Origin of the sequence: Pseudomonas sp. S44 (assembly GCF_016624805.1) — a bacterium.
Taxonomy (GTDB): Bacteria; Pseudomonadota; Gammaproteobacteria; order Pseudomonadales; family Pseudomonadaceae; genus Aquipseudomonas; species Aquipseudomonas machongensis.
In genome coordinates this window covers 15,869-38,918 of record NZ_JACVTY010000021.1, presented here as the reverse complement: position 1 = coordinate 38,918, position 23,050 = coordinate 15,869, and the positions used below count along the sequence as shown (strand labels likewise).

Annotated in this window: 18 protein-coding genes; 11 read left to right on the top strand and 7 right to left on the bottom strand. The window is 64.1% G+C overall.

Annotated features, from left to right (window positions below; genetic code table 11):
• The first annotated feature begins 55 nt into the window (after nucleotides 1-55).
• The 7 genes from IAE40_RS16485 (at nucleotide 56) to IAE40_RS16455 (ending at nucleotide 8,413) form a co-directional block, all read left to right on the top strand.
• Nucleotides 56-772 (top strand): response regulator transcription factor, encoded by a 717-nt coding sequence (locus IAE40_RS16485; RefSeq protein WP_054892900.1) that lies wholly within the window; start codon nucleotides 56-58, stop codon nucleotides 770-772.
• Between the two features lie 2 nt (nucleotides 773-774).
• Complete coding sequence (locus IAE40_RS16480; protein WP_197893058.1) at nucleotides 775-2,208, top strand: sensor histidine kinase; 1,434 nt, start codon at nucleotides 775-777, stop codon at nucleotides 2,206-2,208.
• Nucleotides 2,209-2,303: 95 nt separating this feature from the next.
• Nucleotides 2,304-3,203: a cysteine synthase CysM gene (gene cysM / locus IAE40_RS16475; RefSeq protein WP_054892899.1), complete on the top strand. Its 900-nt coding sequence runs from the start codon at nucleotides 2,304-2,306 to the stop codon at nucleotides 3,201-3,203.
• Nucleotides 3,203-4,567 carry a 23S rRNA (uracil(1939)-C(5))-methyltransferase RlmD gene (rlmD, locus tag IAE40_RS16470; protein ID WP_200603547.1) on the top strand — a complete coding sequence of 455 codons (1,365 nt, stop codon included), beginning with the start codon at nucleotides 3,203-3,205 and terminating at the stop codon, nucleotides 4,565-4,567. Before cysM ends, rlmD begins: the two co-directional genes overlap by 1 nt.
• 96 nt (nucleotides 4,568-4,663) lie before the next feature.
• Entirely contained in the window at nucleotides 4,664-6,904 is a 2,241-nt protein-coding gene (gene relA, locus IAE40_RS16465) for a GTP diphosphokinase (protein ID WP_054892897.1), read from the top strand.
• Nucleotides 6,905-7,013: 109 nt separating this feature from the next.
• Entirely contained in the window at nucleotides 7,014-7,847 is an 834-nt protein-coding gene (mazG, locus tag IAE40_RS16460; RefSeq protein WP_153774386.1) for a nucleoside triphosphate pyrophosphohydrolase, read from the top strand.
• Nucleotides 7,848-7,873: 26 nt separating this feature from the next.
• Nucleotides 7,874-8,413 (top strand): DUF2058 domain-containing protein, encoded by a 540-nt coding sequence (locus tag IAE40_RS16455; protein WP_054892895.1) that lies wholly within the window; start codon nucleotides 7,874-7,876, stop codon nucleotides 8,411-8,413.
• Nucleotides 8,414-8,457: 44 nt separating this feature from the next.
• On the opposite strand, the gene IAE40_RS16450 is transcribed toward IAE40_RS16455, so the two are convergent.
• From IAE40_RS16450 to purM, 4 genes are all read right to left on the bottom strand, one after another.
• Nucleotides 8,458-8,640, bottom strand: coding sequence for a hypothetical protein (locus tag IAE40_RS16450; protein ID WP_054892894.1), 183 nt, complete (start codon nucleotides 8,638-8,640; stop codon nucleotides 8,458-8,460).
• A gap of 194 nt (nucleotides 8,641-8,834) precedes the next feature.
• Nucleotides 8,835-9,545, bottom strand: coding sequence for a DUF3108 domain-containing protein (locus IAE40_RS16445; protein ID WP_054892893.1), 711 nt, complete (start codon nucleotides 9,543-9,545; stop codon nucleotides 8,835-8,837).
• Nucleotides 9,546-9,553: 8 nt separating this feature from the next.
• Nucleotides 9,554-10,207 (bottom strand): phosphoribosylglycinamide formyltransferase, encoded by a 654-nt coding sequence (purN, locus tag IAE40_RS16440; protein ID WP_065861396.1) that lies wholly within the window; start codon nucleotides 10,205-10,207, stop codon nucleotides 9,554-9,556.
• Nucleotides 10,207-11,265 (bottom strand): phosphoribosylformylglycinamidine cyclo-ligase, encoded by a 1,059-nt coding sequence (gene purM / locus IAE40_RS16435; protein ID WP_054892891.1) that lies wholly within the window; start codon nucleotides 11,263-11,265, stop codon nucleotides 10,207-10,209. The genes purN and purM overlap by 1 nt, the downstream gene beginning before the upstream one ends.
• A 271-nt stretch (nucleotides 11,266-11,536) precedes the next feature.
• On the opposite strand from purM, the gene IAE40_RS16430 reads away from it, so the two are divergent.
• The 3 genes from IAE40_RS16430 (at nucleotide 11,537) to mqo (ending at nucleotide 15,601) form a co-directional block, all read left to right on the top strand.
• Entirely contained in the window at nucleotides 11,537-12,607 is a 1,071-nt protein-coding gene (locus IAE40_RS16430; RefSeq protein ID WP_200603546.1) for a DUF2066 domain-containing protein, read from the top strand.
• 12 nt (nucleotides 12,608-12,619) lie between these two features.
• Entirely contained in the window at nucleotides 12,620-13,693 is a 1,074-nt protein-coding gene (locus IAE40_RS16425) for an AI-2E family transporter (RefSeq protein ID WP_054892889.1), read from the top strand.
• A 264-nt stretch (nucleotides 13,694-13,957) separates the two neighbouring features.
• Entirely contained in the window at nucleotides 13,958-15,601 is a 1,644-nt protein-coding gene (mqo, locus tag IAE40_RS16420; RefSeq protein ID WP_125930518.1) for a malate dehydrogenase (quinone), read from the top strand.
• Between the two features lie 228 nt (nucleotides 15,602-15,829).
• Here the strand turns inward: mqo and IAE40_RS16415 are convergent, their stop codons facing one another.
• The 3 genes from IAE40_RS16415 to IAE40_RS16405 form a co-directional block, all read right to left on the bottom strand.
• Complete coding sequence (locus IAE40_RS16415; protein WP_151924253.1) at nucleotides 15,830-19,255, bottom strand: hypothetical protein; 3,426 nt, start codon at nucleotides 19,253-19,255, stop codon at nucleotides 15,830-15,832.
• A gap of 200 nt (nucleotides 19,256-19,455) precedes the next feature.
• The gene (locus IAE40_RS16410; protein WP_112897678.1) at nucleotides 19,456-20,778 is read right to left on the bottom strand and encodes an APC family permease; all 1,323 of its coding nucleotides are present in this window, start codon (nucleotides 20,776-20,778) and stop codon (nucleotides 19,456-19,458) included.
• A 138-nt stretch (nucleotides 20,779-20,916) separates the two neighbouring features.
• Entirely contained in the window at nucleotides 20,917-21,741 is an 825-nt protein-coding gene (locus IAE40_RS16405; RefSeq protein ID WP_063543604.1) for a carbon-nitrogen hydrolase family protein, read from the bottom strand.
• Nucleotides 21,742-21,918: 177 nt separating this feature from the next.
• On the opposite strand from IAE40_RS16405, the gene IAE40_RS16400 reads away from it, so the two are divergent.
• A complete protein-coding gene (locus IAE40_RS16400) occupies nucleotides 21,919-22,704 on the top strand; it encodes a helix-turn-helix transcriptional regulator (protein WP_054892881.1) in 786 nt (261 codons plus the stop codon).
• Nucleotides 22,705-23,050: the final 346 nt, after the last annotated feature.

The window sequence follows — 23,050 nt, the reverse complement described above, 5'->3', positions numbered from 1 at the left end:
CAGAACGGCGTCCCTCGCCAATAATCGCGCAACTGAGAATTCATGGCAGATGCCAATGCATACCGTATCCATTCACGACTCAAGCATCCTCGCCATCGAGGACGATCCGGTGCTCGGCGCCTACCTGCACGAGGAGCTGCAGCGCGGTGGTTTCCGCGTGACCTGGTGCCGTAATGGCCTGGAAGGCTTGGAAACTGCTGGCCGCGAGGCCTTCGATGTGGTGTTGCTGGACATCCTGCTGCCAGGGCTCAACGGTCTGGACGCCCTGGCGCAACTGCGCCGGCGCAGCGCCACGCCGGTCATCCTGATGTCGGCGCTGGGGGCCGAGGCGGACCGTATCAGCGGTTTCCAGCGCGGTGCCGACGACTACCTGCCCAAGCCCTTCAGCATGGCCGAGCTGCGCGTGCGCATCGAGGCGATCCTGCGCCGGGTCGCCCTGGAGCGCCGGCATCAAGCGCCGCGTGACGTCTTGCCGGGGCAACTGCATTTCGACGACCAAGCCTGCGACGTGACGCTCGACGGGCAGGCTGCGGGGCTTACGCCCAGTGAATACCGCCTGCTCGACACCCTCAATCGCAGCCAGGAGGAGGTGCTGAGCAAGCCCTTCCTTTACCAGCAGGTCCTGCAACGTGGCTATTCACGCCATGACCGCAGCCTGGACATGCATGTCAGCCAGATCCGTCGCAAGCTCAAGGGTATCGGTTATCACGAGCGCCAGGTGCGCACGGTATGGGGCAAGGGCTACGTGTTCTGTGCCGGCGAGGCAGACTGAGCATGCTCGATCGTCGATCGCTGTTCTGGAAGCTGGCGGTGCTGCTGGTGGGCTTCTGCCTGCTGATGATCGGCCTGAGCTACACCTGGGGCCGGCATATGGAAACCCAGAACGCCTTCTTGTCCGAGCCTGCCCGGCAGCTGTTGCGCGGTTATGCCGCCGAGGCCGAGCAGGCCTGGAACCAGGGCGGCCGGGAAGGCCTCGAGCGCTGGTTGCTGGACATGCGCCAGCGTGAGTCGGGCTGGATCGCGGTGCTCGATGGCAACTTGCGACCGCTCGCCGGGGCTCGCTTGTCCACTGAGGAAATCCAGCGCCTGACCCGCCTGCGCGGCGTCGACTGGCCGATGAGCAGGCGCAGCATCGACCAGCCCTGGCTGCGCTTGCCGTTCCCCCAGGCTCCCGAGCAGGGCATGCTGGTGATCGAGTTGCCCCAGCGCCTGACCCCCGGCCAGTACCGGTTGTTCTGGCGGATCATCACCAATGGTGTGATGCCGGGGCTGTTCACCCTGCTGCTGTGCGTGGGCCTCTACCGGATGCTGATCGTGCCGCTGAACCAGTTGCGCGAGCAGGCCAATGCCTGGCGTGCCGACCAGCTTTCGGCGCGGCTCGATTCGCGCACGATCGGTCGTGACGACGAGTTGGGCGAGCTGGCGCGTGCCTTCGACCAGATGGCCGAGCGCCTGCAGGGCACGGTAACCCTGCAGCAGCAACTGTTGCGCGACTTGTCCCACGAGATGCGCACGCCACTGAGCCGCCTGCGTGTGGCCTGCGAGGGCGAGACCGACGTCGCACGCCTGCGCGAACGCCTCGAACGGGAACTCGATTGCATGCAGCAACTGGTCGAGGACACCCTGCAACTGGCCTGGCAGGATGCCGAGCGTGCGCCGATGAACCTTGAGCCCATCCAGCTTCAGGCCCTGTGGGACCTGCTGGTGGAGAATGCCTGCTACGAAAGCGGCTGGGCCGCGCAGCGGTTGCAGTGCACGTTGCCGGCCAGCTGTTGGGTGGAGGGTAATCTCAACCACCTGGCCCAGGCGCTGGAGAACATGCTGCGCAATGCCATTCGCCACTCACCGCACGACGGGGTGGTGCGCCTGAGTGGCCAGCGCGAGGGCAATCACTGGCAGTTGTTCCTGGAAGATGAAGGCGGCGGGGTGGATGACGACGATCTGGAAAGGATCTTCGCGCCGTTTTCCCGGCTCGACGGCTCGCGCCCCGGGGATGGAGGCTTTGGGCTGGGGCTGAGTATCGCCCGCAGTGCGATCCAGCGTCAGGGCGGCAGGCTGTGGGCCGAGAATGGGCAACGGGGATTGCGGCTGTGCATGCGCCTGCCTTGTGTCGACACCGAGGGCTTGGCAGGTAAGCCTGCTGCTGAAAAGGCTTTCACCGTTCTTGCGAGCGCGAGTTTGCCCGCGCAGGGTTCGTCACCCATATAACTACCTGCTATATCTCCCAGCAATTGCGTGATATGGCGGCGCGTCCTTTGCCGGTATGATAGGCGCCCCTGCCGTCCTGATTGCGAAACACGCCCATGACCTTGCAGTACCCAACCATCGCCGATTGCGTCGGCAACACCCCTCTGGTCCGCCTGCAGCGTATCGCCGGGCAGACCAGCAATACCCTCCTGCTCAAGCTCGAAGGCAACAACCCGGCCGGCTCGGTCAAGGACCGTCCGGCGTTGTCGATGATCACCCGCGCCGAACTGCGCAACCAGATCAAGCCTGGCGACACCCTGATCGAGGCGACCTCCGGCAACACCGGCATCGCCCTGGCCATGGCGGCGGCGATCAAGGGTTACAAGATGATCCTGATCATGCCCGACAACTCCACGGCCGAGCGCAAGGCGGCGATGACCGCCTATGGCGCCGAGCTGATCCTGGTGACCAAGGAAGAGGGCATGGAAGGGGCGCGCGATCTGGCCGAAAAGCTGCAGGCCGAAGGTCGCGGCCTGGTGCTCGACCAGTTCGCCAACGGCGACAACCCGATTGCCCACTACACCAGCACAGGTCCCGAGATCTGGCAGCAGACCCAGGGCAGCATCACCCACTTCGTCAGTTCCATGGGCACCACCGGCACCATCATGGGCTGCTCGCAGTACCTCAAGGAACAGAACCCGGCGGTGCAGATCGTCGGCCTGCAACCGATGGAAGGCTCGGCCATTCCCGGTATCCGCCGCTGGCCGGAGGAATACCTGCCGAAGATCTTCGACGCCACCCGCGTCGATCGCGTGGTGGACATGTCCCAGCAGGAAGCCGAAGACACCACCCGTCGCCTTGCACGCGAAGAGGGCATTTTCTGCGGTGTGTCCTCCGGCGGTGCGGTCGCGGCGATGCTGCGTCTGTCCCGTGAAGTGGAAAATGCCGTGATGGTCGCGATCATCTGCGACCGCGGCGACCGTTATCTCTCCACCGGCCTGTTCGACGCGACCTGATGTCCAGAAAGAAAAGCAACAGCAGCGGCCTGCGCTTCCAGCCAGCCGGCGGCGACCGCACCCCACAGGTGCCGGTGGGCAAGAAACAACGCCTGGACATCGAACGCCTGGCCGGTGACGGACGCGGCATCGCCTTTGTCGAGGGGCGCACCTGGTTCGTCAGTGGTGCCCTGGCGGGCGAGGCGGTCGAGGCGCGGGTGCTCAATGCCCGCGGCAAGATCGTCGAAGCACGTCTTGAGCGCGTGCTGCAGGCCAGCCCCGAGCGGCGCGAGGCGCCGTGCCGGCATTACGCCCGCTGCGGCGGTTGCAACCTTCAGCACCTGCCCCACGAGGGCCAGCTGGCGCTCAAGCAGCGCCTGCTCGCCGAGCAGTTGCAGCGCGTAGCCGGTGTGCAGCCTGATGAGTGGGCCGCGCCGCTGGCCGGGTTGGAATTCGGCTACCGCCGTCGCGCGCGCATCGCCGTGCGTTGGGATGTGAAGGCGCGCGAGCTGCAGGTCGGTTTTCGCGCCGAAGCCAGCCAGGACATCATCGCCATCGACGATTGCCCGGTGCTGGTACAACCCTTGCAAACCATCCTGCGACATTTGCCGACCGTGCTGCGCAGCTTGAGCAGGCCTCAGGCGCTGGGGCATGTGGAATTGTTCAGCGGCACCGCCGAGGCAGTGCTGGTGCGCCATGTAGCGCCGCTGGCCGACGACGACCTGGCGCGCCTGCAGGCGTTCTGCGAGCAGGCGGGTGCGCAACTGTGGCTGCAGGGCGAGGGTGAGCCGGCGCCACATGATGGCGCCGCGACACTTGGGTTTGACCTGGCCCCTTGGGGGCTGGAGCTGGCGTGGCGACCGGGCGACTTCGTGCAGGTCAATGCCCAGGTCAACACCTTGATGATCCAACAGGCGCTGGCGTGGCTTGCGCCGCAACCGGACGAACGGGTACTGGACCTGTTCTGTGGCCTGGGCAATTTTGCCCTGCCGCTGGCTCGCCAGGCCCGTGAAGTGGTGGCGGTGGAAGGTGTGCAGGCGATGGTCGATCGGGCTGCCGCCAACGCCGCGAGCAACAATGTGCATAACGCACGGTTTTTTCAGGCCGATTTATCGCAGTCTTTGGCAGGTGCCGAATGGGCCGCCGAGGGCTTTTCTGCGGTACTCTTGGACCCACCGCGCGACGGTGCCTACGAGGTGGTGCAAAGCATCGCACGCTTGAAGGCCAGGCGGTTGGTCTATGTATCGTGCAACCCCGCCACGCTGGCGCGAGACGCGCAGGTGCTGGTCGGCCAGGGGTACCGGTTAAAAAGGGCCGGGATTCTCGACATGTTTCCTCAGACGGCGCATGTCGAGGCCATGGCGTTATTCGAAGTGGGCCAGTAACGGCTGGCCCCTTGGTGCGGCTTCCACGGACGGGAAGCGGCACGGTTGATTGCCAGTGCACCCGCGAGGTGCGCTGTATGGAAAGGTAAACGAAACATGGTACAGGTGAGAGTGCACCAGCCGGTCAACACCGACGGCAGTATCAATCTCGAAGCATGGCTGGATCATGTGGTGAGCGTCGATTCGGCGCTGGATCGCACGGCGCTCAAGGAGGCCTGCGATTTCGCCCAGGAAGTCGAGAAGAAGGGCAACCCGGCCAAGCATTCCTGGGCCGACGGGACGTCGAGCTTCCAGGCGGGGCTCGAGATCGCTGAAATTCTCGCAGACCTCAAGCTCGACCAGGACTCGCTGGTCGCTGCCGTGATCTATCGCTCGGTCCGCGAAGGCAAGGTCACCCTGGCCGAGGTCGGCCAGCGTTTCGGCCCGGTGGTCTCCAAGCTGATCGACGGCGTGCTGCGCATGGCCGCCATCAGCGCCAGCCTCAGCCCGCGCCAGTCGCTGGTGCTGGGCTCGCAGGCGCAGGTCGAGAACTTGCGCAAGATGCTTGTGGCCATGGTCGACGACGTACGCGTCGCCCTGATCAAGCTGGCCGAGCGGACCTGCGCGATCCGCGCGGTGAAGGCCGCCGATGACGAAAAACGCCTGCGTGTGGCGCGCGAGGTGTTCGACATCTACGCACCGCTCGCTCACCGCCTGGGCATCGGCCATATCAAGTGGGAGCTGGAAGACCTGTCGTTCCGCTACCTGGAGCCCGACCAGTACAAGCAGATCGCCAAGCTCCTGCACGAGCGGCGGCTGGACCGCGAGCGCTTCATCAGCGATGTGATGAACCAGTTGCAGAACGAGCTGCTGGCCACCGGGGTCAAGGCCGACATCAGCGGTCGGGCGAAACACATCTATTCGATCTGGCGCAAGATGCAGCGCAAGGGCCTGGAGTTCAGCCAGATCTACGACGTGCGTGCGGTGCGCGTGCTGGTGCCGGAAATCCGCGACTGTTATACCGCGCTGGGTATCGTCCACACCCTGTGGCGCCACATCCCCAAGGAGTTCGACGACTACGTCGCCAACCCCAAGGAAAACGGCTACCGCTCGCTGCACACCGCGGTGATCGGCCCCGAGGGCAAGGTGCTCGAGGTGCAGATCCGTACCCACGGCATGCACGAAGAGGCCGAGCTGGGTGTCTGCGCGCACTGGAAGTACAAGGGCACCGACGTCAAGTCCAGCTCCAACCACTATGAAGAGAAAATCTCCTGGTTGCGCCAGGTGCTGGAGTGGCACGAGGAATTGGGCGACATCGGCGGCCTGGCCGAGCAACTGCGGGTCGACATCGAGCCGGACCGGGTCTACGTGTTCACCCCTGATGGCCACGCCATCGACCTGCCCAAGGGCGCCACGCCGCTGGACTTCGCCTACCGCGTGCACACCGAGATCGGCCACAACTGCCGTGGCGCCAAGATCAACGGGCGCATCGTACCGCTGAACTACAGCCTGCAGACCGGCGAGCAGGTGGAGATCATCACCAGCAAGCAGGGCAACCCGAGCCGCGACTGGCTGAACTCCAACCTCGGCTACGTCACCACCTCGCGTGCGCGGGCCAAGATCGTCCATTGGTTCAAGCTGCAGGCGCGCGACCAGAACGTCGCTGCCGGCAAGACCCTCATCGAGCGCGAACTCAGCCGCCTGGGCCTGCCGCAGGTGGACTTCGAGCGCCTGGCGGAAAAGGCCAACGTCAAGACCGCCGAGGACATGTTCGCTGCGCTGGGGGCCGGTGATCTGCGCCTGGCGCACATGGTCAACGCCGCCCAGCAGTTGCTCGAGCCGGAGCGTATCGAGCCGGTCGAGCTGGTGCCGCGCCCGGCGCGCGGGACTCGATCGGGCAAGCGCAACGACATCCAGATCCAGGGCGTAGGCAACCTGCTCACGCAGATGGCCGGTTGCTGCCAGCCGCTGCCGGGCGACGCCATCGTCGGCTACATCACCCAGGGCCGCGGCGTGAGCATTCACCGCCAGGACTGCGCCTCGGTGCTGCAGTTGGCGGGCAAGGAGCCGGAGCGCATGATCCAGGTGAGCTGGGGGCCGATTCCGGTGCAGACCTACCCGGTCGATATCGTCATCCGCGCCTACGACCGCCCGGGCTTGCTGCGCGACGTTTCGCAGGTGCTGCTCAACGAGAAGATCAACGTGCTGGCGGTCAATACCCGCTCGAACAAGGAAGACAACACCGCGCTGATGTCGCTGACCATCGAGATTCCAGGCCTGGATGCGCTGGGGCGCTTGCTCGGACGGATCTCGCAGTTGCCGAACATCATCGAGACGCGGCGTAATCGTACGCCTTGAGACTGCGTCGCCCCCATCGCGGGCAAGCCCGCTCCTACAGGTGCAGCGTGATCCCTGTAGGAGCGGGCTTGCCCCGCGATGAGGGCGCCACCTAAGGACCTGCCAGAGCATGACCTACACCCTCAACGACCTGCTCCACCTCATGGCCCGCCTGCGCGATCCGCAATACGGCTGCCCCTGGGATCTCGAGCAGGACTACACCAGCATCGTCAAGCACACCATCGAGGAAGCCTACGAGGTGGCCGACGCCATCGAGCAGGGCGATTTCGCGCAGTTGCAGGGCGAACTCGGCGACCTGCTGTTCCAGGTGGTCTACTACAGCCAGCTGGCGCGGGAGGAGGGGCGTTTCGAGTTTGCCGGCGTGGTTGATTCGATCACCCGCAAGCTGATCCGCCGTCATCCGCATGTGTTCCCCACCGGTGACCTCTACGCCGCACCCGACATCCCGCGCTTGAGCGAGGCGCAGGTCAAGTCGCGCTGGGAAGAGATCAAGGCCGAGGAGCGCGCCGAGAAGAGCACCCCCGAACAGCTCTCGCTGCTCGACGATGTTCCCGGCGCCTTGCCGGCGCTGTCGCGTGCGACCAAACTGCAGAAGCGCGCGGCCACCGTCGGTTTCGACTGGCCCGAGGCGTTGCCGGTGCTGGACAAGGTCCGCGAGGAGCTCGACGAGGTATTGCAGGCCATGGCCGATGGCGATGACCAGGCACTGGAAGACGAAGTGGGCGACCTGCTGTTCGCCGCTGTGAACCTGGCCCGTCATCTCAAGCAGGATCCGGAAAACGCCCTGCGCCGCGCCAACCGTAAATTCGAACGACGTTTCCGCTTCATCGAGCAGGCATTGCGCGACACTGGCCGACCGATCGAAGATTGTAACCTTGACGAGTTGGATGCCCTCTGGGGCGAAGCCAAACGTCAGGAAAAGAACCTGCCCAGCTGCGGCTGAGCCGATGCATAAGTGAGTGAACACCGATGAGCCTTTCCCTTCGCGATCAATTGCTCAAGGCCGGTCTGGTCAACCAGAAGCAGGTCTCCCAGACCAACAAGGCCGAGAAGAAACAGAAACGCCTGGAACACAAGGGCCAGGTCGAGGTGGACGACAGCCAGCAGCGCCTGGCCAAGGAAGCCATGGCCGACAAGGCCAAAAAGGACCAGGAACTGAACCGCCAGGTGCAGGAGAAGGCCGAGCAGAAGGCGCGTGCCGCGCAGGTCAAGCAATTGATCGAGGCGACCCGCCTGCCCAAGCTGACCACCGAGGACTACTACAACTTCGTCGACGACAAGAAGGTCAAGCGCATTGCCGTCAACGCCCTGATGCGCAGCAAGCTGAGCAACGGTTCGCTGGCGATCGTCGCCCATGGCGGCGGCTACGAAGTGATCCCGCGCGAGGCGGCGGTGAAGATCCAGGAACGCGATCCCAAGCGCATCCTGCTGCTCAACACCCATGTCGAGGAGGCCGATGAAGACGATCCATATGCGGCCTACAAGATCCCTGACGATCTGATGTGGTAAATGACGAAAACCCCGCTCAGGCGGGGTTTTTCGTGGGGGAGATCTTATTGTGTGCCGCGTTGGCTCTCGAGGGTCTCGAGCTCCTGGCGGTACTGGTGGGCTTCATGCTCGTTGTGGAACATGCCGACCAGTTGGCCCTGCTGGTGTACGTCCCAGATCCGCACGCCAGCGGCCAGGCCTTCGTGGGACATTCTCGATTCGTCGCGTTCGGTTACTTGGACAGTCATCGGTAAACTCCACTTCTGTTGGTCTGCGACACTGTGTCGCACACCTTCTTTATAGAGTTTGTTAGCAGGCTAAGTAAATAAAACGACGATGAAACTATGTTCATGAAACGCGCTGCGCTTGCTTCTGCAAGCCAAAACAAAGCCCCGCACTAGGCGGGGCTCGGGCTACAGCAGGTTACAGCGCAGGGAAGAGATCAGTTGCCTTTCACCGTCCTGCCATCGACCGTACCATCCTGCAGCACGATCACGTATTCCTTGCCATCGGTCTCGACCTGGCGCAGTTGCACCAGCAGGTAGTCCCAGTCCTTGGCGAACCACAGCTCGGTGATGCGCTTGCTCTGGCTTGGGTCGCGCACGCGCTCGACCTTGACCGCATCGACCTGGCCGGTCTTGGTGGCAACCTTCTCGGTGCCCAGCACGCGGAAGTCGTAGGTGTCGATCTCGTCACCGTCGACCACCTGGTACGTCATGCTCTTCTTGCCCGCCGCCACGTCATGTTGCAGGGCCAGTTGATAGGACGACTTGTCCAGCACCCCACGGTTGAGCGGCAGGCTGATCGCATCGCCACGGTCGCTACCGGTGACTTTCTTGCTGTTCCAGTCGAAGTCCAGGTCGACCTTCTTCGCCTTGCCCAGGCCACCGCGCTCGAAGTGATACTTCTGCGGCAGCAGGGTGTCGTTGTCCATGCGCACCGTGCTCTGTTCGGTCAGGCTGGCGATCATCATGGAGGCTTTGAAGTTGAGGTCCCAGGTACCGTTGGCGTTCTTGACCAGGCTGCGTTCTGCGGTGCCGCTCATGGGCAGCTGTTTCCAGTCGGCGGTGTAGCTGGCCGAGAAAGGCTTCAGATCAGCTGCCTGGAGGGGCAGGGCGAGCACGGCGAGAGCCAATAGCAGGGCGCGACGCATATATTCTCCTAGGGTCGAATCAAGTGACCGCTGGCCGCCAGCGGCTGGCCATCCAGTAATGCACCTTGTTCGCCCAGGCGCAAGCGTCCTTCGGCGAACCAGCGCACCGCCAGCGGGTAGATCTGGTGTTCCTGTTGGTGGACCCGTTGTGCCAGGCTCTGCGCATCGTCGCCTGGCGCGACCGCTACCACAGCCTGTACGACCAAGGGCCCGCCGTCGAGTTCCTCGGTGACGAAATGAACACTGCAGCCGTGCTCGGCGTCACCGGCATCCAGGGCCCGCTGGTGAGTGTGCAGCCCTTTGTACTTGGGCAGCAGCGACGGGTGGATGTTGAGCAGGCGACCCTGGTAGTGGCGCACGAAGTCGCCACTGAGGATGCGCATGAAGCCGGCCAGCACCACCAGGTCGGGGGCGAAGCCATCGATCAGTTGCACCAGCGCCGCGTCGAATGCTTCGCGCCCGTCGAAACCGCCGTGCTCGAGCACGGCGGTGTCGATCCCGGCGGCTTTGGCCCGTTGCAGGCCAAAAGCGTCGGGGCGGTTGGAAATCACCGCGCGGATCCGCGCGCTACCGTGTTCGGCGTGGATGCTGTCGATCAGGGCTTGCAGGTTGCTGCCGGAGCCCGACAGCAGTACTACGACATTGCAGGTCTTGCTCGGCATCAGTGTGCCTTGAGGTTCTGCAGCTCGACTTGGGCAGCGCCTTCGGCGGCCACGTCGATGCGGCCGATCACCCAAGGCTGCTCACCGGCCTGGCGCAGGACGTTCAGGGCGTTGTCGACCTGATCCTGGGCCACGCAGATGACCATGCCCACGCCGCAGTTCAGTACGCGGTGCATCTCGTGCTCGTCGACGTTGCCTTTCTGTTGCAGGAAGTCGAACACCGCCGGGCGCTGCCAGCTAGCCACGTCGACCACGGCCTGGGCGCCTTTTGGCAGGACGCGCGGGATGTTGTCCAGCAGGCCGCCACCGGTGATGTGGGCCATGGCCTTGACCGCGCCGGTCTTCTTGATCAGCTCCAGCAGTGGCTTGACGTAGATGCGGGTCGGCGCCATCAGCAGGTCGGTCAGCGGCTGGCCGTCGAGCTGGGTGTTCTCGATGTCGGTGCCGGACACTTCGAGGATCTTGCGGATCAGCGAGTAGCCGTTGGAGTGCGGGCCGGAGGAAGGCAGGGCGATCAGGGCGTCGCCGGTGACCACTTTCGAGCCGTCGATGATTTCCGACTTCTCCACCACGCCGACGCAGAAACCGGCCAGGTCGTAGTCTTCGCCTTCATACATGCCTGGCATCTCGGCGGTCTCACCACCGACCAGCGAGCAACCGGCCAGTTCGCAACCGGCGCCGATGCCGGTGACCACGGTGGCGGCCACGTCGACATTCAGCTTGCCGGTGGCGTAGTAGTCGAGGAAGAACAGAGGCTCGGCGCCGCAGACCACCAGGTCGTTGACGCACATGGCGACCAGGTCCTGGCCGATGCTGTCGTGCTTGTTCAGGTTCAGCGCCAGGCGCAGCTTGGTGCCGACGCCGTCGGTGCCGGAGACCAGCACCGGCTGCTTGTAGCCGGCCGGGATCTCGCAGAGGGCGCCGAAGCCGCCCAGGCCACCCATGACTTCAGGGCGTGCGGTGCGCTTGGCGACGCCCTTGATGCGTTCGACCAGTGCTTCGCCGGCGTCGATGTCTACACCGGCGTCTTTGTAGCTCAGGGAGGGTTGCTTGCTCATTGATCCAGGCCTTTAAGGGGGAGGGATTCAGGAAAACGACCAGCGCGGCCAAGGCCGGCTCGGGAGGCGGCGGCTGCCTGTACGTGACTGGTCTGCGAAGGCGCGCGATTTTATCAGGGTTGCCCGGCAGCGGCCATCCTCCATTGAACGGCAAGTGGCGAGCGGTAGGCTATAAGAGAAGACAGACAGCACCGGCGCGCGCTTTTGCTTGCCGCTGACAGCGTGCAGCTTGTAGCTTCTGCCCTGAAAGTCATCTGGACAGGAATCCTTCATGCGTTTTCTCAATTACCTGGCAGTGGTTTGCATAGGGCTGATCGGTGCAACGGCACAGGCCGAGACCGTATCGGGGCTTTACCAGGTCCGCGAGCCTGTCGATGGGCAGGGCAGCGAGGCGCGGACCCAGGCCACCGCCAAGGCACTCGACACCCTGGTGCTGCGTCTGACCGGCGATGCCAAGGCGACGCAGAACCCGGCGGTGGTCGCCCTGCGCAAGGATCCGCAACAGATCGTCAATCAGGTTGGCAGCGACGCCGGCCCACCTGAATCGGTGGTGGTGGAATTCGACCCCGGCAGCACCGAGCGCGCCCTGCGCCAGGGCGGCCTGGCCCTGTGGGGCAGCAACCGGCCGTCGATTCTTGGCTGGTGGCTGTACGACAGTGTCGAGGGCAGCAGCCTGGTCGGAGATGGCCAGAGCAGCGCCGAGCCGCTGCGTCGCGCAGCCCAGCACCGTGGCCTGCCGCTGCGCCTGCCGCTGGCCGACCTGCAGGAACAACTGGTGGCCAATGCCAAGCAGCTCGAAGGCAACGACCCGGCGCCGCTGCGTGAGGCGTCCGAGCGCTATGGCGCCGATGCCCTGCTGGCTGTGCACGCCCACGAAGCCGACGGCAAGTGGCAAGGCAAATGGCAACTGTGGCTGGGCGAGCAGCGCGAGCAGGGCACGGCAGAGGGGGCCGACCAGGCCGCGCTGGCCGACGCGGTGATGCTGGCGATCAGTACACGCCTGGCACCCCGTTACGTCACCCGCCCGGGCGCGAGCAGCGACCTGCAGGTCCAGGTGCAGGGCATGAACCTGCAGCGCTACGCCGAACTGCTGCGTGTGCTCGAGCCCTATGGCCCGCGGCTGCAGATGGCCGACGGCGACACCCTGACCTATACGGTCACCGGCAATCGCGAACAACTGCGCGCGCAACTGGGGCTGGCGCATCTGCAGGAGGTGCCCGTCGATCCGGCGCCTGCCGCCGCTCCCGCTCCCGCTCCCGTAGCCGAGGCAGCGCCTGGCCAGGCGGTCGCCCCGCAGGCGGCTGCGCCAAAGCCGTTCGATGGCCTGCGTTTTCGCTGGTAAGGAGCCGCGAACATGACTGATGTACGCCGTTGGGTATGGTTGGGCATAGCCCTGCTGATCGCCGTCCTGCTGTACCTGCTGCACAACATCCTCTCGCCGTTCCTGGTGGGCATCCTGCTGGCGTACCTGGCCGACCCGCTGGTCGATCGCCTGGAGCGCCTGGGCCTGTCGCGCACCTGGGGTGTGGTGGTGGTGTTCAGCCTGTTCACCCTGGTATTCCTCGCCTTGCTGCTGGTATTGGTGCCGATGCTGGCCAAGCAGTTGCTGCGCCTGTACGAGCTGGCGCCGCAGATGCTCGACTGGCTGCAGCATGTGGCCCTGCCGTGGGTGCAGAGCCGCCTGGGCCTGGCCGATGGCTTCTGGAAGTTCGACAAGATCAAGGCTGCCATCGGCGCGCACATGGGCCAGACCACCGACATCGTCGGCATCGTCCTGTCCCAGGCCACCGCCTCGAGCCTGGCGCTGATCGCCTGGCTGGCCAACCTGGTGCTGATCCCGGTGGTGGGCTTCTACCTGCTGCGTGACTGGGACCTGATGATGGCCAAGCTGCGCAGCCTGCTGCCGCGCCAGCGTGAAGACCAGGTGGTGGGGCTGGCGGGTGAGTGCCATGAGGTGCTGGGGGCGTTCGTGCGCGGCCAGCTGCTGGTCATGCTGGCGCTGGGCGTGATCTACGCGGTCGGGCTGTCGCTGATCGGTCTCGAGCTGGGGCTGCTGATCGGCCTGCTGGCGGGGTTGGCGGCCATCGTGCCGTACATGGGCTTCATCGTCGGCATCGGTGCAGCGCTGATCGCCGGGTTGTTCCAGTTCGGCGGCGACCTGTACCCGATGCTGGGCATCGTCGCGGTGTTCATGGTCGGCCAGGCCCTCGAGGGCATGGTGCTGACCCCGCTGCTGGTGGGCGACCGCATTGGCCTTCACCCGGTGGCGGTGATCTTCGCCATCCTGGCCGGCGGCGAGCTGTTCGGCTTCACCGGCGTGCTGCTGGCGCTGCCGGTGGCGGCGGTGATCATGGTGCTGCTGCGCCATGTGCATGACCTGTATAAAGAGTCGGATATGTACGCCGGGGATATCGATCCCGAGCTTTGAACCTCCCAATCGCCCGGCCCACGTGCCGGGCGAGCCCCTGGGACAACCCGCCACCTTGACGTTCCCGCCGCCAATTTGTTTGTGCTGGCGTTTCGGTTACAATCCGCAATCGTTTCAGCCGACCCAGGTCAATCAGACCAATGGCTGAAGCGTGTAAGGGTTCTCTGGCTGCTGAACAATGATCACAAAAAGCCTGCGCTGAAGAACAAGAAACACCTGGGCCAGCCACAGGCCCCCCTCCGTTCTACTGACTGGAAGTGATCAATGTTCAAAAAAGCTGGCAAGACCTTGCTGGGTCTGGCTGTCGCGGCGAGCTTCATGCAAGCGCACGCCGACGAAGCCAAGAAAGTCGATGTGCTCCTGATTGGCGGCGGCATCATGAGTTCGACCCTGGGCGTATGGCTCAGCGAACTGGAGCCGAGCTGGTCGATGGAAATGGTCGAGCGCCTGGATGGCGTCGCCGAGGAAAGCTCCAACGGCTGGAACAACGCCGGTACCGGCCACTCCGCGCTGGCTGAGCTGAACTACACCCCGATGGACAAGGACGGCAAGGTCAACATCTCCAAGGCGATCGAGATCAACGAAGCCTTCCAGGTGTCGCGCCAGTTCTGGTCCTGGCAGGTTCGCCAGGGCGTGCTGAAGAACCCGAAATCGTTCATCAACACCACCCCGCACATGAGCTTCGTCTGGGGCGACGACAACATCGCCTTCCTGAAGAAGCGTTACGAAGCACTGCAGGCGAGCCCGCTGTTCCGCCCGATGCAGTTCTCCGAAGACCACGCCCAGATCGCCAAGTGGGTCCCGCTGATGATGGAAGGGCGTGACCCGAACCAGAAGCTGGCCGTGACCTGGACGCCGATCGGCACCGACGTCAACTTCGGCGAGATCACCCGCCAGTTCGTCGGCCACCTGCAGACCCGCGACAACTTCAAGCTGAAGCTGTCCAGCGAAGTGCAGGACATCACCCGCAACAAGGACGGCTCCTGGCACGTCGAGTACAAGAACCTGAAGGATGGCAGCACCTCTGCCACCGACGCCAAGTTCCTGTTCATCGGTGCCGGCGGCGGCGCCCTGAAGCTGCTGCAGAAGTCGGGCATTCCTGAAGCCAAGGAATACGCAGGCTTCCCGGTGGGCGGCTCGTTCCTGGTGACCGAGAACCCGACCGTTGCCATGCAGCACATGGCCAAGGCCTACGGCATCGCCTCGACCGGCGCGCCACCCATGTCGGTTCCACACCTGGACACCCGCGTGCTGGACGGCAAGCGCGTGATCCTGTTCGGGCCATTCGCCACCTTCTCGACCAAGTTCCTGAAGAACGGCTCGTACCTGGACCTGCTGAGCAGCACCACCCTGCACAACGTCTGGCCGATGACCAAAGTGGGCATCGAGCAGTACCCGCTGGTCGAGTACCTCGCTGGCCAGGTGATGCTGTCGGATGACGACCGCTTCGAAGCCCTGCGCACCTACTTCCCGCACGCCAAGAAAGAAGACTGGCGCCTGTGGCAGGCCGGTCAGCGCGTGCAGATCATCAAGCGTGACGAAGAGAAGGGCGGTGTGCTGAAGCTGGGCACCGAAGTGGTGGCGTCCCAGGACCGTACCATCGCCGGTCTGCTGGGTGCTTCGCCAGGCGCCTCGACCGCTGCGCCGATCATGCTCAACGTGCTGGAAACCGTGTTCAAGGAGAAGGTCGCTACGCCTGAGTGGCAGGCCCGCATCCGCGAAATCGTGCCGAGCTACGGTACCAAGCTGAACGATTCCGCTGCTGCCGTGCAGAAAGAGTGGAACTACACCGCTGAAGTGCTGCAACTGGAGAAGCCGCCGGTCATCGACCAGAGCGTCGGGACCAGCACCGGTGTCGAGTCGACCGCACCTGCCGAGAGCAAGGCTGCCAACGACATGGCGCTGTAAGCTGCCTGAGGAGATGGCCTGTCGTCTGACAGGCCGTTGCCTGAAAAGCCACGAGAATCGCCGCAGGCGGGCTCGTGGCTTTTTTGTGCCTGGTTACAGTGCTTTGTGGCAGCGAGTCCCTGTGGGAGCGGGGCTTGCCCGCGAACACCGGCGAAGCCGGTGCCATCCACCGCGGCGCTCTTTTCGCGGGCAAGCCCGCTACCACAGGGATGGATTGCAATCAGTGGCTCAATGATCCACGTGCAACTTGTCGTCCAGGCGGTTGCTCGACGAGCCATTCTTCTGCGGGGTCTCGTCGAAATGCTTCCATTCGGCCTCCTGGAAGCGGAACAGGCTGTCATCCTCCGGCGCCTCGCGGTCGCCGTAATGGTGGATCGAGTAGTGGGCATACTCGACCTTGTCCGCCCAGTCGCCCTGCAACAATCCATCGGCCGCCAGGTCCCGGTACCAGTCGTTTTCCTTCTCGCTGGCCTTCTGCCGTTTGTTGTGATCGACGAAGTAACCGATGATCCCGCCGATCACCCCCAGCACCACGCCCACCAGGAAGAAAGGCCCGGTCAGCGCTGCGGCCGTGCCTGCACCGAACAGGCTGGCAGCACCGAGTACACCGGCCGAGGCACCGAAGGCACCGCCGGCGATCTGCAGGCCACCGGAGGCCTTGGCCAGCGGATCGCCATCCTTGATTGCGTTCTTGATGGTGAAGGCCCCCAGGACGATGTCGGCGAAACCACCGGCAAGGTCGGTGGCCGGACCCAGTACCTTGATCACTGACCCCGCAATCTTCGCCGCCTTGCCCGGTGGCAGCTTGACCGTGCCGGAGGCTGATACGGCGTCCTCCAGGCGCTGGGTAATGCCGCCATAGGCGTTCTTGGCGGCGTTGGCGTTGCCCGCGCCGTCACCGAGCACGTCGGAAAAGTCCCCGAGCTTGCTGCCGGGCAGGGTATCGAGCGCTTCGGCGATCTTGGCCTTGGTGCTCGCCGGCAGCTCGCTGAGCTTGAATTCGAACTTCGGCTCCTGGATCCCGCCCTTGCCCCAGATCTCCGGCAGGGTCTTGTCCAGGCCGAGGAAATCGACCAACCCGCTCTTGCCGACCAGCCCGCCGATGGCATCGCCGACCTTGGCGAAGTGGCTGCCAGCGCCGGCAAAACTGACGAAGTCCTTGGCGATCGACAGGCGTTGCTGCCAGGTCTCGCCCAGCTTGCCGCCCTGGCCGACCAGTTGATAGATGCCCGAGAACAGGTTCACCCCGGCACCCAGCGTGCCGAGGATGCCCTTGCTGTTGAGGGCGCTGAACACCTCGCCGAGGGTGCCGCGGTCGGCAATCGGCACATAGGGCTTGGACAGCACGGTCTTCAGGTCGGCCTCGCTGATGCTGCCCTTGGCCATGTCGATCTGCGACAGCTCTTCGAGCACCTTGGTGACCACCGAGGACTTCTGCTTGCCCTGCAGCCCCTCTTCGAGAAACTTCTCGATGACCTCCTGGGTGCGCCGCGGCATGTCCAGCAGTGAGCCCTTGAGCACACTCTTGAGCAGGCCGAACAGGTCCTTGGTAGCCAGCTCCTTGTTCTCGTCGGAAATCTTGCTCGGGTCGCCGACCAGGTCATTGAGGTCGCTGGTCAGGCCGTCGGCCTGGATCGACTGGGCCGCCTTGGTCGCCGCCTCCGGATCGAACAACGACAAGGCCGAGAGCGTATTGTTGAGGTCTTCCTTGGCCTCGTGGTCCTTGCCCTGCTTCTGCAGGTCCTTGAGGTAGGCGATGTAGTCGGGGTTGTTGGTCAGGTCGAGCAGCTTCTGCTTGACCTCGTCCTTGTTGGGGATGCGGTTGAGCGCATCGTCCATCTTCGACTTGTAGTCCTTCTGGATGGTCTCGTCGGCGAACAGGGTGCTGATCTGCTCCTTGAGCTTGCCGCCGTCGATGATGTCGTGCATGTCGGCGGAGGTGAGCTCGGTCTGCTCCTTGTCGAACACCCGCCATGTGCCGCCGAAGGCGCCGGGCTCTTCCTCGTAGCCGGTGATGCCGCGGCCGTTCTGGTAGGCAGCCTGCGCTTCGAGGGCGCGGACCAGCTTGGCGCGCGGGTCGTCCTTGGCGATCGAGCCGTCCTGCACGCCCTTGCGGTAGCTGTCGAGCAACTCCTTGGTGGCCAACTCGCCCACGGTCAGTTCGGGCGAGGATGCATCCTTCTCATCGGCCTTGACCCCGGTCTTGAGATTGAGCGCATCGAGTTCCTCGCGCGGTGGCAGGTTGTACTTGCTGCGGGTCTCATCGACCTCGCCCTTGGTCCAGCCTTCCCACTTGCCGACCACTTCGTCGTACAGCTGTGGGCTCAGCTCCTTGGAGACGATGAACTTGCCCTCGTCGGTCTCGAAGCGGATCAGGCCATCGCCCAGCTCGTCCGGCGAGCCGAAGGACATGTCCTTGTTCTTGAGAAAATCGTTGGGGCCGGCGAGCTTGTAGCCCTCCTTCTCGCTGTCGTGGATCTTGCCCCAGGTGTCGTTGGCGGTCGCCACCTGCTTGAACAGCTCCGGCGAGATGTCGCGCGAGACCACGACCTTGGTGCCGTCGTGGGTTTCGTAGGTGAGGACATTGTCTTCCTGGCCGGTTGTCCAGCCGAAGCCCTTGTAGTCGTTCAGGCCCGGGGCCTGGGTGTTGGCATCGGCCAGCACGGCACCGTTGTCCAGTGCGGTGCGGATGTCGCCAGCCTTGGCCGGGTCGCTGTAGACCTCGTGCAGGCCGGCCAGGTAATCGAACAGCTTGGGGTTGTCGTCGCGGGCGACCACCACTTTCTCGCCATTGTGTTCGTAGCGGATAAGGTCCGGGCCGACCTCGTCGCGGGCACCGATGGCCGTGCCGTCGAAGGGCGGCCAGACTTCATTGTCGGTGGCGCGCCGGTAGCCGTCGGCTTCGCTGGCCTGCAGGCCCGAGAGGCTGTCATAGGCACTGGCGGCGGCCTTGTACAGCTCGGGATTGTCGCGCTCGGACACCACGTACTTGCTGCCATCCTGAGTCTCATAGCGGATCACGCCCGGCCCGACTTCCTCGGCCGGGCCCACGGCGCGGAAATCGCCAAGCGTGCCGGGTACCTGCTGGTCGGCGCCGGCCCATTGGTAGCCATCGGCGATACTGCTGTTGATGCCCGAGAGTGCCTTGTAGTCCTGCGAGACCTGTTTGAACAGGTCAGGGTTGTCCTGCTCGGCGACGATGTAGGCCTTGCCGTCGGCGGTCTGGTAGCGGATCAGCCCGGGGCCGACTTCGTCAGCGGCACCGATGGCCTTGTAGTCAGCGAGGGTAGCGGGGGCCTGGGCGTCCTTGCCGAGCAGTTCGTAGCCGTCCTGCTTGCTCTTGGCGATGGCCTCCAGTGCCGGGCGGGCCTCGACGATCTGTTGGTAGAGCTTGGGGTTGGTGGCCTTGCTGACCAGCACGGCGTCGCCTGCGGTCGTCACGTAGCGCACGGTGTCGGCCCCCTGGGCGCCAGGGGCTTCGATCGAGGCCAGCTCGCCCAATGCAGGCATCTGCTCGTCGGGCTTGGCGCTGCGGTAGCTGTCGGCGTTGCGCTCGCTGTTGGCGAGCAGCACGCGGAAGGTGGCGGCGGGCTTGTGGTCGCGTGGCTCTGACAGTTTGATGTCGGCGCTACGGGTGAGGGGGCTGGTCGACATGCCGTGAAACTCCTTTCGTCGGGGCAGAAAGGGCGCAAGGCGTGTCAGTGTTGCTGGACGCTCGGCGACCCTCGAGGCGGCTCGACGGTAGCAGAGCAAGATGTAAGCAAAGGTTTCAGTGCACGGGAATTCACAACGTTTTACGGCAGTGAAAGGCCTGTGGGGCGGGCAAACCCGCCCCACAGGCCGATGCGATCCGATCACGCTTCTTCGAAATGCATCTCTGGCGGCTGCTTGCTGAACCCACCCGTCAGCACGGCCAGATACAGGATGCCCGCCGCCAGCCAGGCCAGGCCCAGGTAGATCGCCAGGTGATCCAGGCTCACCATCAGCCACAGGTCTGCCCCCAGACCGATCAGCGGGAACACCAGGAACAGCAGCACCGCGCGTGGCCCGCGTTCGCCACGGCCGATCCAGTAGTGGAACACCACCGACAGGTTGACCAGGCTGAAGGCCAGGAAGGCGCCGAAGTTGATGAACGAGGTGGAGGTCGTGACATCCATGTGCAACGCCAGCAGCGCCACCACGCCGCACAGCACGATGCTGCCGACCGGGGTGCCGAAGCGCTCGCTCAGGCGCCCGAAGAATGCCTTGGGCAGTACACCGTCACGCCCCATGGCGAACAGCAAGCGCGAGGCGCTGGCCTGGGCGGACAGCCCCGAGGTGAACTGACCGACGATCAAGCCGACCAGGAACAGGCTGACGAACAGGTCGCCACCGATGTTGCGGGCGATCTCGTAGGCCGCCGAGTCGGCGTTTTCGAACTGGGTGGAGGGGTGGGCAAGCTGCACGAAGTAGCTGGCGGCGATGAACAGGAAGCCACCGATCAGGGTAATCAGCAGGATTGCCCGCGGGATGTTCTTGCGCGGCTCGTGGGTTTCCTCGGTCAGGGTACTCACGGCATCGAAGCCCAGGAACGAATAGCAGGCAATCGCTGCACCGCTCATGATCAGCGGCAGTTGCACGCCTTCCTTGAAGAACGGCTCAAGCGACCACAGCGGTTTGCTCGCGTCCCCCAGCACATAGTGGATCGCCAACACCACGAAGGCCGCCAGCACGAGGAACTGCACCAGCATCAGCGCGCCGTTGATGTTCTTTGCCAGGCGCAGGCCGACCACGTTGATCGCCGTGGTCACGCCGATGAACGCCAGCACCCACAGCGCCTGTGGCACGGCGGGGAAGGCCGAGTGCAGGTAGGCTGCGCCGATCAGCCAGATGGCCATGGGCAGGAACAGGTAGTCGAGCAGCACGCCCCAGCCGGCCAGGAAGCCCAGTTTCGGGCTGATCGACTTGCGCACATAGGTGTACGCCGAGCCCGCCACCGGGAAAGCGGCGGCCATGCGCCCGTAGCTCAGGGCGGTGAACAGCATGGCGACGGAGGCGGCGAGGTACGCCGAGGGGACCACGCCGCCAGTGGTGTCGGCGAGGATGCCGAAGGTGCCGAGGACGATGATCGGGGTCATGTAGGCGATGCCGAACAGCACCACCGCACTGAGCGAAAGGGTTCGCTTGAGTCGGGCCATTACTGCTTACTCCAGATTATGTTTGTTATGCAGAGTCGAAATCGACGCAAAAAATGGCATCCCTTGCCCGTCGCGGGTCAGCGCTTTGCAGTCTGCGTGACCCTCAGGATTGTTGAGTTCCCTATAGATGCGGTGGTGTCAGCGGTTATCGATGATCAGCTCGCGCAGGCCGTTATCGTGCTCGCGCACTTCACCCGGCAGGACAAAGCGGCGCTCGGCCAGGTAGCTGTAGTCGCGACGGGCAACATCCAGTTGCGCCAGGTCCAGTTCCAGCCCGATGCGGCACTCCTCGCGCCCGGCTTCGCAGAGCAACTGCCCGTACGGGTCGACCACCGCGCTGCCGCCGGCGAACACCAGGGCGCCATCACCCTCGCCGACGCGGTTGACCATCACCGCGAATGCCTGGTTTTCCATGGCGCGGCCACTGATCGCGGTGCGGTGGGTCGGCCCGTAGGGATCCATGTTGCCGTTGGTCACCAGGATCAGCTCGACGCCCAGTTGGCCGAGGGCGCGGGCGCTTTCGGGGAACTCGATGTCGAAACAGATCAGCAAGCCGACCCGCACCCCCTTGAACAGCGTGGTGGCGTAGCGGTCGCCCGGAGTGAAGATGCCGCGGTCCGACGCCCACAGGTGGGTCTTGCGGTATTTCAGGGCGATGCCTTCAGCGGTGATCAGCAGGGTGGTGTTGTAGAAGCGGCCGTCTTCCCCCGCTTCGGCCATGCCGACCACCACGCCGACGTCACGTTCGCGCGCTGCCTGTTGCACGGCGCGTACGCTTGGGCCGTCAAGGGGTTCGGCGAGGGTTGCGATGTTGTCTTCGCTGGGGAACCCCATCAGCTGGGTTTCAGGGAAGACCACCAGGTCGGTGCCGGCAGGGCAGGCGTGGATCGCCTCCAGGGTGCGGCTCAGGTTGTAGGCGGTGTCACCGTCGCGGCCCACCAGTTGCACGAGTTCGACCTTCATTGCTGTTCTCATAGACCCAATCTTTTATTGAAATGCCCGAGCCATGGCGGTGACATGACCGCCCGGTGAAAAACGGTCAGAATGCGCATCGGACCGAGGCAAGGCTTGCCCGAGTATGCGTCGGGCACCGTATCAGGGGTAATTACGCCCACGTGGTAACCCAACAGGGGTAGAGGCATGAACCTTACGCTGCAGGACCTGGCCTGGCACCGCTCGGTCGGTCACCTGGTCGAGACGCTCGACAAGCCCGGCTTCTGGCTCGCCCTGGTGCGCCTGCTCGATCAGTATGTGCCGTTCGACAGCTGGGTGGCCTTGCTCTTCAGCAATGGTAGACCGCAAGTGTTCGCCGAGTGTCCAGGCGAGGATGGCGGGCCCGACCCGCTGTTCCAGGACTACCTCAAGGGCCTGTACCTGCTCGACCCGTTCTACATCGCCAGCCGCGAGGCGCCGGGCAGCGGCCTGTTCCAGCTGGCGGACGTGGCGCCGGAGTGCTTCGAGCAGACCGACTACTACCAGCGCTATTTTCGCCTGAACGTGGTCGCCGACGAGGTGCAGTTCAATGTCCAGCTCGAGAAAGAGCGCACCTTGTGCCTGTCGCTGGGGACCAAGGGGCGTTTCAGCGCCGAGCAGATCACCCTGCTCGACCTGCTGCGCCCCTGGGTGGCCGGGCTGATGCGCCAGCGCATGACGTTCGAGCGTGAATTACTGGAGCAGGCTACGCCACCGGCGCCACGCTGGCAGAGTCGCCTGGAGGAAACCGTCGAGGCGCTGCAGACACCTCTGACTGCACGGGAACTGGAAGTCGGGCGCTTGATGCTCAGTGGTTGTTCGAGCAAGGAAATAGCGCGCAAGCTGGCGATATCCGCCGAGACCGTGAAAGTGCACCGCAAGCACATGTACAGCAAATTGGGCATCAAGTCACAGTCCGAGTTGTTCTCGCTGTTTCTGCAGGCGCAAAGTTGATTGAGTTCACAGAATTCATTATTTATCCGTTCATCCTGCCGCCTTGTAATATTTGCCCTGTAGTGCCTCCTGGGTGACTACGTTTGTTCGGTAACTGAACTTCACTGCCGGCTGTTTCGACCAGAAAAACAGCGCGTTTTACCCAATCCGAGACAATCAAAGGTATTCGGCCTTCCAGCTGAAGGCCTTGCTGTGCCTGGCTTGTAGCCTGTGTAGAGACGCTGCATGGTGATTTGTATCAAGAGTTTTCCCAACCTTTCACAACGTTTCACAGCAGTGGCGAATATTCATTGCCTAACATGGGCCCCGTGTTAGAGAGCGACTGCCTACATCCCCTTCGGTCGCT

Excerpts from the sequence above, each read along its gene's own strand:
- IAE40_RS16425 (WP_054892889.1), top strand. The coding sequence starts at position 12,620 with ATGACTGATGTACGCCGTTGGGTATGGTTGGGCATAGCCCTGCTGATC.
- IAE40_RS16455 (WP_054892895.1), top strand. The coding sequence starts at position 7,874 with ATGAGCCTTTCCCTTCGCGATCAATTGCTCAAGGCCGGTCTGGTCAAC.
- IAE40_RS16445 (WP_054892893.1), bottom strand. The coding sequence starts at position 9,545 with ATGCGTCGCGCCCTGCTATTGGCTCTCGCCGTGCTCGCCCTGCCCCTC.
- IAE40_RS16480 (WP_197893058.1), top strand. The coding sequence starts at position 775 with ATGCTCGATCGTCGATCGCTGTTCTGGAAGCTGGCGGTGCTGCTGGTG.
- IAE40_RS16430 (WP_200603546.1), top strand. The coding sequence starts at position 11,537 with ATGCGTTTTCTCAATTACCTGGCAGTGGTTTGCATAGGGCTGATCGGT.
- relA (WP_054892897.1), top strand. The coding sequence starts at position 4,664 with ATGGTACAGGTGAGAGTGCACCAGCCGGTCAACACCGACGGCAGTATC.
- mqo (WP_125930518.1), top strand. The coding sequence starts at position 13,958 with ATGTTCAAAAAAGCTGGCAAGACCTTGCTGGGTCTGGCTGTCGCGGCG.
- cysM (WP_054892899.1), top strand. The coding sequence starts at position 2,304 with ATGACCTTGCAGTACCCAACCATCGCCGATTGCGTCGGCAACACCCCT.
- IAE40_RS16415 (WP_151924253.1), bottom strand. The coding sequence starts at position 19,255 with ATGTCGACCAGCCCCCTCACCCGTAGCGCCGACATCAAACTGTCAGAG.
- rlmD (WP_200603547.1), top strand. The coding sequence starts at position 3,203 with ATGTCCAGAAAGAAAAGCAACAGCAGCGGCCTGCGCTTCCAGCCAGCC.
- purN (WP_065861396.1), bottom strand. The coding sequence starts at position 10,207 with ATGCCGAGCAAGACCTGCAATGTCGTAGTACTGCTGTCGGGCTCCGGC.
- IAE40_RS16485 (WP_054892900.1), top strand. The coding sequence starts at position 56 with ATGCATACCGTATCCATTCACGACTCAAGCATCCTCGCCATCGAGGAC.
- IAE40_RS16410 (WP_112897678.1), bottom strand. The coding sequence starts at position 20,778 with ATGGCCCGACTCAAGCGAACCCTTTCGCTCAGTGCGGTGGTGCTGTTC.
- IAE40_RS16405 (WP_063543604.1), bottom strand. The coding sequence starts at position 21,741 with ATGAAGGTCGAACTCGTGCAACTGGTGGGCCGCGACGGTGACACCGCC.
- mazG (WP_153774386.1), top strand. The coding sequence starts at position 7,014 with ATGACCTACACCCTCAACGACCTGCTCCACCTCATGGCCCGCCTGCGC.
- purM (WP_054892891.1), bottom strand. The coding sequence starts at position 11,265 with ATGAGCAAGCAACCCTCCCTGAGCTACAAAGACGCCGGTGTAGACATC.
- IAE40_RS16400 (WP_054892881.1), top strand. The coding sequence starts at position 21,919 with ATGAACCTTACGCTGCAGGACCTGGCCTGGCACCGCTCGGTCGGTCAC.
- IAE40_RS16450 (WP_054892894.1), bottom strand. The coding sequence starts at position 8,640 with ATGACTGTCCAAGTAACCGAACGCGACGAATCGAGAATGTCCCACGAA.